The organism is Ruegeria sp. CF1 (assembly GCF_056537445.1).
This window is the reverse complement of the sequence record NZ_JBQFRN010000003.1, coordinates 119,338-133,427: the sequence shown is the minus strand read 5'-3', so window position 1 is coordinate 133,427 and position 14,090 is coordinate 119,338. Positions and strand designations below refer to the sequence as shown.

Annotated in this window: 2 protein-coding genes; both read right to left on the bottom strand. The window is 60.6% G+C overall.

What is annotated here, in order from left to right; genetic code table 11:
- Nucleotides 1-18: 18 nt before the first annotated feature.
- Entirely contained in the window at nt 19-498 is a 480-nt protein-coding gene (locus ACRZ96_RS08305) for an invasion associated locus B family protein (RefSeq protein WP_170407630.1), read from the bottom strand.
- Between the two features lie 18 nt (nt 499-516).
- Entirely contained in the window at nt 517-13,728 is a 13,212-nt protein-coding gene (locus ACRZ96_RS08300; RefSeq protein ID WP_480814393.1) for a hypothetical protein, read from the bottom strand.
- Nucleotides 13,729-14,090 lie beyond the last annotated feature (362 nt).

The following is a 14,090-nucleotide window of genomic DNA, read 5'->3' as shown; positions in this document are numbered from 1 at the left end:
GGAAGGAAGGCCAGGCAATCACGGCAGCATATCGGATATTCTGCTAAATCCCGCCAGATCGAAACCAAAGGAAATCGGATCGCCGACCCGGTTTACGCTTTCAATACTCAACAGATTGCCAGCGCGCATCTTTGACATCCAGTCCTGAGAAACAGGAGAACGGGCAAAACAACCCTGTGCTTCGCAGGTTAGAAAATCCAGCCGCGCGATCTCGGCATCATCCACTTTAGCAATCAGCCCTTCAGAGAACAGCAGGCCAAATGGCAGTGTCAGCACCGCTTCGATCTCGTCTCTGCCGGCAGGTTTGACGAACGCAATCGAGGCAAGCCTTTGATTGTTCTCGGTTAAGATAATGGTCTGGGTCATTTCACAAATCAATTCAGTTCCGTTGACCTGATTGCTGCAGTTGACCGACCACAATGGCGCTTCGTTTTCCTGTGCGCCAAGTTGAGTTGTCAAACCGAACGACGCCACCAAAGCGTAGATCCAAGTTTTCATACTGCTGTTCCTCATAAACTAGAATTGTATCCCAAGGCCAATGCCAACCTGCAGGGCTTCGGTTGAGTCTCCAAACATATGGTCCAGGCTCAGGTTGATAAAGCTGCTGTCATCCAAAGCAAACAATCCCAACCGCGCGGACACGACGCCGTGGGCGTCACCGATATAGCTGGTATTCACGAACCCTCCATCGGCGGCGCTGGCCCCACTGAAGCCAGCGGTTACCGACACCGTGTCGTCAGACGAGAGGATGGCACCGGCGCGCAGGCTCGCACGCAGTTTCTGCGAGGCGCTCAGGATCTGCTCGGTCCCGATCTCAATCGACGGCGTCAGCGAATAGATCATCTCGTTGTCGTCCTGCAAGACGATACCTGACAAAGTGGCATCGCCATTGCTTTCCGTCGCCAACCGCGTCGCATCGACGGCCAGTTCGGGGCGCAGGTACGCTCCACCAGCGCCAAGTCTTTGATCATACGCCAGGCTGAGCCGCAGGTTCTGGTGGTTCATCTTGTGCTTGATCTCGCTGACACCAACGGTGTCCACAATTGTGCCATTGGGCAAAACGCCCCGGATCCCACCTGCACGGCTTGTATCGTAGTTTGACCAACCTGCCGACAGCATGGCCGCAAACTCCCACGCGCCTGTGTATTTGGTCAGCGATGCACCCAGATTGAACCGATCGCCGGATGCATTGTATTGCGATCCGTTCTGCAGGCTGATCTGGTCGTAGCCCAGGGCAAACCCTGCATACAACTCATCCCCCACCGGTAGACGGACACCCGCCGACCAATTGGTGTTATTGACGTTCAGATCGTTGTAAATCCCGGTCTGCTCGCGGTCGAAGAAATAGCGGCCGCCGGTAAACCAGATACAGTTACGCGGATCATCCCCGGCTTGATAATTGGTGTAGCGTTCGCAGTTTTGCAGCGTATCCGCGAATACCCGCGTGCCAAAATACGCATCCACCGCATCTGCGGCGTAGTCCGCTGTCGACAAGCTCTCAATGGCCGCGATCACATCGGTCTCGGATTGCATGTTCCCGATCAGCGCCAAAAGCTCGCCCTGTTCGGACGTTCCCCGCCCGTTCAGGACATCATTGATATAGTCACCGATCGCGGTCTGGTTGGAGTTCATCCTAGGCGTCGAATAGTCTGGTGTGATCACCAGATCGATCGAACTGCCGTCCGACGTCGCCCCGTTCAAACCAATGGAGTAATCAAGAACCACAGTGTCCTGGATGGTCGTGCCAGCATCTGCGGCCGTTCCATCGGGATTGATGATGACAAGCGGCAATGCGCGTTCGAGCGTGTTCAACCCCGGCACCAATGTACCACCAATCGTGGCATCCCCGGTGACATTGATCAGATCGCTGTCTCCACCCGATATGCCAGTGGTTCGGAAATACACGTCGAACGTTGAAGTCGCAGTGCCGCCAAAGGCCAGACTTCCGGTCACGTTCGTGGTCTGGCTAACATTCTCGGTGAAGGAAAAATCATCCGCTTGAACAGCAGCCGTCAGGCCTCCGTCGACGCCCCAATTTGCGCCCAGAACCAAGTTGCCATCCACCTGCATGAGCCCGGCGTCGCCCAGATTCACGGTATCCAATGCATAGAAGGTTGCACCATCTTCCACGGTCAGGCCATTCGTCCCGTCACCAAGGTTCAGGTTCCCAAGCGCGCGTCCGGACAGCGTGATTTGTTCATTGCCATCGCCGCCGTTCACCAGTTGGTTATTGCCCGCGATCAGCACCGTGTCTTCTGATAGGGTCAGCGTGTTGTCGGTTCCTCCTTCGACAATGATAGAGGCAACCGAGTTCGCTTGCCCGGTGCCACCCATGACAACACCATCGAACCCAAGCATAATGGCGTCTGCACCGTCACGGCCTTCGGATTGTGCAAAGACACCAATGCCACCGTCGCCGACCGACAACACATTGCCGGTCAGGGTCATGTCGATAGCACCGCCCGACCCGGCGCCACCTGCGGCACCCCGGAATATGGAATCGACGATGCCGCCACCACCACCCAACGACTGCGCGGCGACACCGATCGCGTTCTCTCCGCTGGTGACCGTGTTACCAGTTTGCGAGAACAGAATGTCCCCGCCGTCCCCGCCATTTGCAGCTGACAGATTTACGGTCACCTGGCTGGGGTCCAGGTCTGTCGTGACAAGACCACCGCCGCCGCCGATGCTCTGGATCACGAACGCATGCGATCCGGTACCACTTGTGTTTACGTCACCGGTATTGGTGAAATCGACGTTGCCGCCATCTCCAGTTGAATCGTCCTGCGCCCCGAGGGTCACATCGACGCCTCCAAGACCAGCAACGACAGCTTCACCCCCGCCCGCGCCGATGCTTTGAACGCTTTGGCCAAAGGACCGGTCACCGCTGGTGAAGACATCTCCATTCAGATCAAGATCGATATCACCGCCGTTGTTGCGGAAGCTTGGATCGGACCCCAGGATTACCGAAGCAAACCTGTTGGTATCAGCCGTGCCCGTGCTGTTGAGCACCAGCTTACCGCCGCCGCCGCCAATAGATTGCGCCGTACCTGCCGAGGAAAACGCACCATCAGTGCCGACATCGCCCGTCCGGCTGCCGAACACATCGCCACCTGCTGCATCATTCGTATCAATCGCGCCCAGGCGCGCATCAATCTCGATACCGTCGCCATCCTGAAGGCTGATGTTGTTGGCCGATGTGCCACCACCGCCGCCGACACTCTGCAGCATCAGACCTGTCGAGCGGTCGCTGGTGGTCGCTATGTCACCGACGTGCGACTGGGCAACCTGGCTGCCCGCTGTGCCCGAAACATCATCACCGCCCAGCGAGATGTCACTGATATAAACAGTGCCGGTTCCACCCGCGCTTGCCGTCGCAGTCGTAAGGTCGACCGATGTTTCAGAGTTGCCGCCGCCGCCGTTAACAGATTGTGCGAAGATGGCCTCGCTGCCTGCACCATTCACCAGAATGTCACCGGTTGAATTGACAGTCGCGGTTCCCACTGATCCGGTGGTCCCTTCTCGCGCGCCCAACACATGAGAGATCGTGTAATCCAGCGCCGAGACCAAGGGCGACGATACCGAATATCCCGCATTACCGCCGCCGCCACCAACGGATTGGGCATAGATACCGAACCCGTTTTCAGCGTTCACGACAATCGTACCGGTATGGTTGACCGTGACATCTCCACCATCCGCCCCGTCGCCACCAGAACCGCCAATGGCGATCTTTGAGTATGACTTGCCGGTCATTGTGTTTTTGAGGTCATTCACATCCATCGCAACGGCCAATCCACCATTGCCACCACCGCCACCGACGGATTGTGCGAAGATACCGTAGGCACCTTCGCCATCAACGCGGATGTCGCCGGTATTGGTGACAACCGAGTTTCCGGCAGCATTGCCACTGCCACCCGAACCACCGATGTTCAACTGCGCGGTCGGAGAGCTGCTGTCCCCAGTCTTTAGCCGCAGCGTCCCAGTAATCGAACTCCCACCATTGCCGCCGCCGCCACCAACGGATTGAGCAAAGATGCCATGCGCACCTGCACCAATGGTGATGATCGTACCCGCATTTGTGACGGCCACGTTGCCTCCGGTTCCACCGGAACCACCCGAGCCACCCAGGCCAAACTGCAACGCCCGCCGAGTGCTCGCCTCGGCCCCGCCATAGCGACCATCAACCGAGATTGTCGATCCGCCATTGCCGCCGCCACCGCCGATAGACTGCGCGAAGATACCGTGGCTTTCGGCTCCGCTGGTCACGATCGTACCATCGGCTTCGTTCACAACAGTGGTTGTACTGCCAGAACCACCGGTGCCGCCGGTGCCACCAATAAGGATCGCGTTTGTCGTAGACCCCTCCGAGGACCGGCCCAGAATAATGTTTCGAACCTGCTGTGCATCACCGCCGCCACCGCCGACCGATTGCGCGTAGATACCAACCGACTTGTCGCCCGTGGTCAGGATCACGTCCCGGTTGGTCACAGATACCGCCGCCGACATCGCACCCGAGCCGCCGTTGCCGCCGATGGACAAGGTCGCGGTGTTTCCAATCTCTTTACGAAGGCTGATGATGCGGTTTTCCACGACACCACCCATGCCACCGCCGCCTCCGACGGACTGCGCGAAGATACCATGGGCCATGGTGCCTGCAGTGCTGATTATTCCGTCACTCACTACGGTAACGATGTCCGAGGTCATACCGTCCCCACCGGTACCGCCTATGTTGATCGATGCTGTGGTGCCGACTGTGGACGGGTTGACCACAGCTTTGATGGTATCGAGGTTCGATTGTCCGGCCTGTACCATGCCGCCAGTTCCGCCTGCGCCACCGATGGATTGCGCCATCAGCCCAATCGAGCGATCTCCTAACGTTGCGATCTGGGCAGTGTTGGTCACGTCCACCGTGCCACCAACGCCTCCGGTGCCGCCGGTACCACCGATGGACAAGGCAATTGAAGTACCCTTGCCAGCCGAGTTGCTGGCCTTGCCACCATTGCCGCCGCCGCCGCCAACGGACTGGGCAAATACGCCATGTGCGTCATCGCCCTGTGTGACAACAGTGCCCGCCACCACAGAAGTCACATCGCCTGCTGCGCCACCCGTACCGCCTTCAAGCCCGACTGACAGGCTGGCTTTGTTGCCTTTGCTGTCGCCGGATTTCGGGGTGCCGATGCTGACCGAAGTTGATGACGAGTTACCCCCGCCATTGCCGATGGACTGTGCAAAGAAGCCATAAGACCGGTTGCCCGTCGTGCTGATCGCGCCGTTCGAGCTGGCATAGACGTCCCCACCGCTGCCCCCGGTTCCACCCGTGCGGCCGATCTGGATGTTTACATTGCCGCCATCAACCGACGTCGATGCCGAATTGTAGCCAGCATTGCCGCCGCCGCCGCCAACTGACTGCGCAAACAGACCATGGGAATCTGCGCCCGAGGTCGCGAGGTCGCCTGTATTGCGCACATCCACCGAACCACCGATGCCGCCCTCACCCGTGCCGCCGCCAATAGCCAAGCCAAAGCCTTTGTTGGTCGCGTCGGAGGCAAGCTCATAGGTCATGCCGAGGTTCAAGGCGGCGTTGCCGCCGCCACCACCGATGGATTGCCCAAAAACACCGTGGCTGCCATCTTGCAAGGTGACGATATCACCATAGTGATCAACATCGACCTCGCCACCGTCCCCTGCCGTACCTGCATCGCCACCGATGGCAACCACCGCTGACACACCGGTTTTATTGCCAGAGGAATCTGCAGGGTTCACCTTGCCTTCAAGCTCATCCAAAACCGCGTTGTAGTTGGCGATGACCGAGTCATCGACGCCGGTATTGGTCGGTGTCTTACGATCGGATGAATCGCCTGTGCCGCCGTTGCTTTGGTTGCCGGTGGTCTTGCTGATACCCACAACTGCGTTGATCCCCGCATCGCCGCCGCCGCCGCCAATGCTCGACGCCTCGATACCGTGCGATCCAACGCCATCGGTCGTGATTGTCCCCGCAGCAAGGGCCGCTGTGCCACGCGCGACGGTCACGTCACCCGCATCGCCGCCACCGCCGCCAAAGCCGCCGATCCCCATCGCGATAGGTGAGCTGTCCTTGGTACCAACAAAGGTCGCATTAATGCCGCCGGTACCACCGCCGCCGCCGATGCTCTGGGCAAAGATTCCGCGCGCGTGATAGCCATTTGTTGCGATGTTGCCGGTCTGAGTGACCGACACGTCACCCGCATCCGCACCAGTACCTCCGTGGCCGCCAAGGCCGCCCACAATGCTCAGATCCGTTTTGCCGTCCGAGTTGTTGGAGTCGCCATAGTTCAGCTGCCCGGTCACATTCAAAGCACCGTTGCCACCGCCGCCTGCGATCGACTGGGCCAAAACTCCATGTTTCCAGTTGCCGGCGACTGACACAGTTCCCGCATGATTGACGCCCACATTGCCCGAGACATTGCCGTCACCGCCAAAGCCTCCGACGCCAAACGTAACCGAAGGGATCTTGCCATCTTTGCTGAGCGCAATTCCACCCGAGACATTCAGACCGCCATTGCCGCCGCCGCCGCCGATGGACTGCGCCAGTAGACCCGCCGAACCGTCAGTATCCGGCTTTTCTTCGTTGAAGACACCCATGTCGATGAACAGGCGTTCCAACCCGAAGTTCGACGCCAATTCCTCGGTCTCATCAACGATCGAGTCGCCCAGGAAATCGCGCAATTTGTCTTCGAACGTCGTTGTGTTGGGGATCGAGATATCGTCCGGGTTCGTTGTAACCGTAATATCCGCTTGCGAGGTGACCGTGACGTCTCCGGCCTGACCGCCATCGCCTGCGAAACCACCGACGCCCACGATCAGAGAGCTGTCGGATACGATCCCGCCTGACACGTTCAGACCACCGTTGCCACCGCCGCCACCAACGGATTGGGCCAGCAGGCCGGATTGGCCAGTGCCGTGAGCTGTGATCGTACTGCCCGCGCCAATGTTCACATCAACATTTCCGGCATCTCCACCGCCGCCGCCAAAACCTCCAACGCCCACGACAACCGCATAGGATTTACTGCTGTCCGTCTGACCCGCACCGGGTTTGCCGCTTATCGCGAGGCCGCCCGAGACGTTCGTGCCGCCGTCACCGCCACCGCCACCAAGCGACTGGGCAATGATGCCACTGGCCCCTTTGCTTTCATCAACGGCGAAAGTGCCATCCGATTGCTCGACCATCGGTACGGCCTGTACATTGCCGGTATAGTCCAGATCGACATCGCTTGCATCACCACCGGCCCCGCCAAAGCCGCCAACACCCGCTGAAACCGAAAAGATCGTGTCCGACCCCGATGGTTTAGTCAGCGCCAGAGTGCCCGAAATATTCACGCCCCCGGTACCGCCACCGCCACCAAGGCTTTGCGCAAACAGACCATGCGACCCGTCACCCGCCGTCACTACATCGCTTTGAACATCCAACGTGACCGCATCGGCATTGCCACCACCGCCACCAAAGCCACCAAGTCCCAGGGCAACCGCTGCACCGGATTTGCCGGTGAGATTGACAGCGCCAGAAACGTTCAGACCGCCGTTACCGCCGCCGCCGCCGACCGACTGGGCTATGACACCAATACTGTCTACGCCAGTGGTTACCACCGAAGTTGTGCCACTGCTGTCCGTTCTTGAGCGCAATGTGCTGTTCACTTCACCAGCGTTACCCGCCCCGCCACCGAAGCCGCCAACGCCCAAACTGACCGAGCCGCCATTTTCCTGGCTGATACCCAACGAGGCCGAGATATTAGTGCCGCCGTTGCCACCACCGCCGCCAAGGCTCTGTGTCAGGATCCCGGTGCTGCGATCGCCGGTCGTGGTCACTCCGCCGGTGATTGTCGATTGCACCAACGCTCCGGCATCAGCGCCGCCGCCGCCAAAGCCGCCCACACCGATGCCGACCGTCGCATTGGCTGATCGGGACAGAGACAACGCTGCCGAGATGTTGGTGCCGCCGTTGCCACCACCGCCGCCGAGGCTTTGCGTCAGAATGCCGACCGAGTCATCACCGGTTGTCATGACATCTCCGGTGACCCGCTGCGTGACGTTATCTGCCGCACCACCGTCCCCGCCAAAGCCGCCGACGCCGATCCCCAAACCCCCGGAATAGTTGCTGGCTACAGAAATGGCCCCGGAAATGTTTGTGGCGCCATTGCCGCCACCTCCGCCAAGGCTTTGTGCGATAATACCAGCCGACCGCGGACCCGAGGTGCTCACATTGCCAGAGAACATGTTGTCGACTACCCCGCTGGTCCCGCCACTGCCGCCGAAGCCGCCCACGCCGATACCTGCCGCACCCGATCCAGTGCGTGCGATGCTCAGAGCGCCCGAAATGTTGACGCCGCCATTACCGCCGCCGCCGCCAACGGATTGGACCAGAACGCCCGTCGCGTTCTCACCACTTGTAGTGACATCGCCGGTGACCGACCCCGTCGCCGCGCTCGCAGCACCGCCATCGCCACCCGAGCCACCGATGCCAACCCCGACGGCGCCGCCCCCGGTCCCCGAGATGTTCACGGCTGCTGATACGTTCAGCCCGCCATTGCCGCCGCCACCCGCAGCAGATTGCACCAAGACGCCGCCAGAATTGTCACCGGTAGTGGTAACACTGCCAACGACCGTGCCTTCGGCCGTATCCGCGTCGCCCCCGTCGCCACCGCTGCCACCAAGACCAACAGACGCACCACCGCTGCCGGTTCCTGCGACAGTGACTGTGGCGGAAACATTCATGCCTCCATTGCCACCACCGCCGCCAAGGCTTTGCACGATCACCCCGCCGGATTCATCGCCTTGTGTCGAGACGTTTCCGTTCAATGTGGCTTCAACTGTGCCTCCGTTGCCGCCGGTACCGGACGCGCCACCAAGACCCACGGATGCCCCACCCGAGCCAGTGCCCGCCGCGGCCACTGCAACCGAGACGTTCATGCCACCATTGCCACCGCCGCCGCCCACAGATTGTGCCAAGAGACCGCTAGAGGTTTCACCTTGCGTGATCAGATTCCCGGTTACATTCGCCGTGACCGCCGAGGCGTCACCGCCGCCAGTTCCACGGCCGCCCAAGCCAACTGCCGCAGCGCCAGAACCCGTACCTGCGCCACCGACGGAAGCAGAAACGTTGAACCCGCCATTGCCGCCGCCGCCGCCGATTGATTGCGCCACAACTGCGCTGGACTGCGCACCTTCGGTTTGAACACTATTGGCAACCGTCAGGCCAACAACACCCCCCGTGCCGCCGCTGCCACCGGACCCACCCAGACCAACGCTGATCGCGCCCGATCCGGTGCCGGCCCCAGCCAAAGCCGGTGAGACATTGAAGCCACCATTACCACCGCCGCCACCAACGGACTGCGTGAGGATACCCACCGAAGCATCCCCTCGGGTTACCACGTTAGCTGTTGTGCTGGCCGTCACCAAACTGCCGTCACCCCCGGCGGACCCTGAGCCGCCCAGACCAACCGAAACTGATCCCGCACCCGTTCCAGCCCCGGACACGGTGGGCGAGACATTGAACCCGCCGTTACCACCGCCACCGCCAAGCGACTGCGCAACAAACCCGCTAGAGGCGAAGCCATCCGTCAGGATGGTGCCATTCGAGGTCAGCGTGACAATGCCGCCATTGCCGCCGGTATCACCTGAACCACCCAGTCCTACACTCACCGCACCACTGGCTGTACCTGCGCCCGACAGAACCGGGGCTACGTTGAACCCACCGTTGCCGCCTCCGCCACCGATGGATTGCGCTACGACGCCCGAGGACTGATCCCCCTGCGTTTCAACCGCATTGTTCGATGTGGCATCGACCGTGCTGCCATCGCCGCCACCGCCGCCGTTGCCACCCAATCCGACCGAGACGCCAGCCCCTGCAGTGCCCGATCCCTGAACCGATGCGCTGACGTTAAACCCGCCGTTACCTCCGCCACCGCCGATGGACTGCGCAAGGAATGCTGTCGCCGAGTCGCCTTGCGTCAGAATTGTCCCACTGGATCTTAGCGTAACCGACCCGCCATTACCGCCACCTGCGCCCGTTCCACCAAGCCCGACGCTGACCGCACCGCTTGCAGTACCTGCACCGGCCCCAGTCCCCGAGATATTAAACCCACCATTGCCGCCACCACCGCCGATGGATTGGGCGACGACGCCTGAAGAACGGTCCCCGACAGTTACAATCGTATTTGTAATCGTCAGATTGACTGTGCCACCCGTCGAGCCCGTACCTGCGTCGCCGCCAAGGCCAACTGAAACTGCACCGCTCGCAACCCCAGCCCCTGCAAGTGACGCGCTAACATTAAAAGCACCATTGCCACCGCCGCCGCCAACGGACTGTGCCAGAACGGCAGTTGAGTCCGCGCCACCGGTGCTTACTGTGCCTGTGACGCGACCGGTCACCGATTGACCGATTCCACCTCCTGAGCCGTCGCCACCAAGGCCTACGGTGACGGCACCGCCACCTGCCCCCGAACCAGCAACACCGGCCGTCACGTTGAAGCCACCATTGCCACCACCGCCGCCGATGGATTGGAAAACTACGCCGCCTGAACCTTCGGACACTGTTGTGACGTTTCCTGCAACCTGGCCTTCAACCACGCCGCCATTGCCGCCTGTATCGCCGTTGCCGCCGAGCCCGACGCCAATTGACCCAGCACCGGCTCCTGCCGCTGCCACTCCGGCGGTGACATTGAAACCACCATTACCACCGCCACCGCCGATGGATTGAATAACGACAGCCGTCGAGCGCGCACCTTCGGTCCGAACGTCGCCGTTGACGCGCACGCCGGTTACCGTACCGCCTATGCCGCCGCTGCCTCCGTCGCCGCCAAGTCCGACTCCAATCGTTCCGGCACCGCCACCGCCGGCCGCCAAGCCAGCAGCGACGCTGAAGCCGCCATTGCCACCGCCACCGCCGATGGATTGAACCACGACCGCACCGGCATCGTCCCCACGGGTTGTAACATCCGCATCAACTTGGGCCGTCACTGTACCGCCCGCACCTCCACCGCCAGCTTTACCGCCGAGGCCTACACTGATGGACCCGGCAGCGCCGCCCGCAATATCGGCACTGGCACCGATGGCATAACCACCATTACCACCGCCGCCGCCAACGGATTGCGCAACGACACCGCTGGAGAATGCGCCACTGGTTTCGATTGAGGTCCCACCGGCACGCAAAGTGACGTTGCCACCGATACCGGCACCTCCACCATCTCCGCCGACACCGACGTTGATCCCGACCGCAGCGCCTCCGCTTGCGCTGATACCGGCCGCGATGCTTCCACCACCATTACCGCCACCGCCACCCACGGATTGGGCGATGATCGCGCTGGAGCTTGTGCCAGTCGTGGTCACGTCAGCATTGGTATAGACCTGAACAAGTCCACCATTGCCCGCACTGCCGGCCTTGCCGCCAATTCCAACTGATACGTTGCCCGAAAATAGTGCCGAGGCGCCACCGGTCGTGGCGACCGCCAATCCACCATTGCCACCACCACCGCCGACGGACTGAAACAGCATACCTGTCGACCGGTTTCCGGTCGTGACGACAGTGCCTTCAAACCCAGCTGCTGTTGCGACGCCACTACCATCGAACTGGCCAACCGTGACCGGACCACCCGTGCCGCCCGTACCACCGTCACCGCCAACCCCAACAGCCAGCGAACCCGATACCGGGCCGCCTGACGCTGCGACAGATACGGCATAGCCACCATTGCCGCCACCACCGCCAACAGATTGCAGCATCACCCCAACCGAGTCGTCACCACCGGTTTGTACAGAAGCTGAACCGCTGCCGCTAAGCGTGACCGTCCCACCGTTGCCACCATTGCCAGCGGACCCACCAACCGAGACCGATGCCGCGCCAAATGCGCCAACCGCAACCGAGACCGCTCCGCCACCGTTGCCGCCACCGCCGCCGACGGATTGTGCAAATACACCTGCCGAGCGCGCGCCCGAAGTCCGGATAGCCGACGGCTGGCTGCCATCGGTGTTGGATAAGGTTACATTGACATTGCCACCGGTCCCTCTGGCCCCGCCATCACCACCGATGGCTACCCCGACAAACGCACCTACCGAACCGGACGAACCACCATTGCCGCCACCGCCACCAATCGACTGGGCCAGAATACCCATCGCATCATCACCCGAAGTGGTGATGATCCCGTCATTCACGATCGTCACAGTGGACCCGCTGCCACCGCCGCTGCCATTGCCACCGACCGAGACCATTCCACCGGACGAGCCACCATCACCGCCACCGCCGCCGATGGATTGCGCGATAATCCCGCGGGCGTTGTCGTCTTCGGTTACAATACGCCCGTAGTTGCTGACGCTCACTGCAGCGCCCGTTCCGCCCCGAGATCCTGTGCCACCAATCGCAACAAGCCCATAGGAGTTTGCACCGGTTCCGCCGCTGCCGCCGATGGATTGCGCCATGACACCGTCAGCCCCAATGCCCGAAGTCAGGATGCTTCCCGAACCTTGCACAGTGACATTCACCGAGTCCCCGCTACCGCCGTTCGAGCCCACGCCACCAAGAGAAAGGGATACCAGACCGCCTGCAGTTCCGCCCGAACCGCCGCCGCCGCCGATGGACTGGGCAACAATACCGCGCGCGAAATCACCTTGTGTTTCAATCGCGCCACCTTGCGAGACGTTAACCCTGCCTCCATTTCCGCCATTATCGGCCCCGCCAATGAGCGAAACCAACAAGTTGCCACTTGTCCCCGCTGACCCCCCCGAACCGCCGATGGATTGGGCGTAAATCCCGTTCGCGTAGTCGCCGGTCGTCAAGATGCTACCGCTTGAGGCCGTGTTTACCGTTACGGTGCCACCGCTACCGCCATAGCCTCCGTTACCGGACGAGCCAACCAGCCCCCATTGTGACCCACCATTACCGCCATTGTTCGACACGCTCAGCGCATAGATGCCATCAGCCGAGTCGCCGGACGTAGAAATGTCACCCCGCTGCGTAACGGTTACGTCGCCACCATCTGCCGAGTGGCCACCGGTGCCCCCACCCGGAGCCGCGAAGCCGCTGCCACCATCACCAGCCTCGCCGCTGCGGCTGAAGGCAAATATACCGTCATAGCCGTCGCCCGATGTCTGGATCGTGCTGCTCGAGGATTGTGTTGCGTTTACCGTGCCGCCTTCCCCGCCGTCGCCGCCATCGCGCCCGTCCCAAAAGCTCAGGTACGAGTCGCCGCCCTGACCACCGTCACCGCCAACGCTACCCACTTGCCAACCGACATTGCTGGTTGCGTTGACATTCCCGTTCAGGGTTTGAGTCTGGGTTGGGCCATCGGCACCGTTTCCACCTGAACTTGGTGGCACAACAAGCGCACCATCGCGCCCATTGCTGCCATCTCGCCCGTAAACGACCTGGCTCACACCGTTAGGTCCGGAGACGTTCACCGGCGGGGTGACAGAGCCAGGAGTACCCGAACTGTTGAAGTTGCTGTTGTACTGAGACAGGGTCAGCTGAGTGGACAAGCTGGCCGTTCCGGTCGCACCAGAATTACTGATCTGAGCCGTTGTTCCCGTTATGGATACAATCTCAAATGCCAGTGGGGGATTGTCGGAGTTGTAAATTGTCTCGCCGGCATCTTTGACGAGAAACACATAGCCATCCGCCGTCTCAACAAAAGCCGTCGTCCCGGCTGTAGGTGTTGAAGCGGGATCCACGATCAGTGCAGTGACTGTCGTATCCAGACCAGTCACAGGGTTGTTAACAGTGTCTCCAACAATTGAATCTGCAGTCGGCGCGGCAAGCAAAGATGTTGAATTAAATAGAAAAATAGAAAGCGCAAACAGCAGGTTTGAAAACTTTGACACCTTGAGACCCTACAACCCAATTCACCAGCACAGAAAGCAAAGAAGAGCTGCACCCAAAAGCAACACATTGCTTTTGGGAATTTCCCCATCACCACCTAAAGAAAGATATGCGCAAGTTTAAGGAGAGTGGATTTCTTAAATTTGTCTAAAACTGGATTTGGTTAAAATAGTGCTAAAATGCCACAACCTGGGTTCATCCCTAAGGCTGGATCAGTTCGGCTGAGTTGGTTTAGGTTCACACAACTTTT

Excerpts from the sequence above, each read along its gene's own strand:
- ACRZ96_RS08305 (WP_170407630.1), bottom strand. The coding sequence starts at position 498 with ATGAAAACTTGGATCTACGCTTTGGTGGCGTCGTTCGGTTTGACAACT.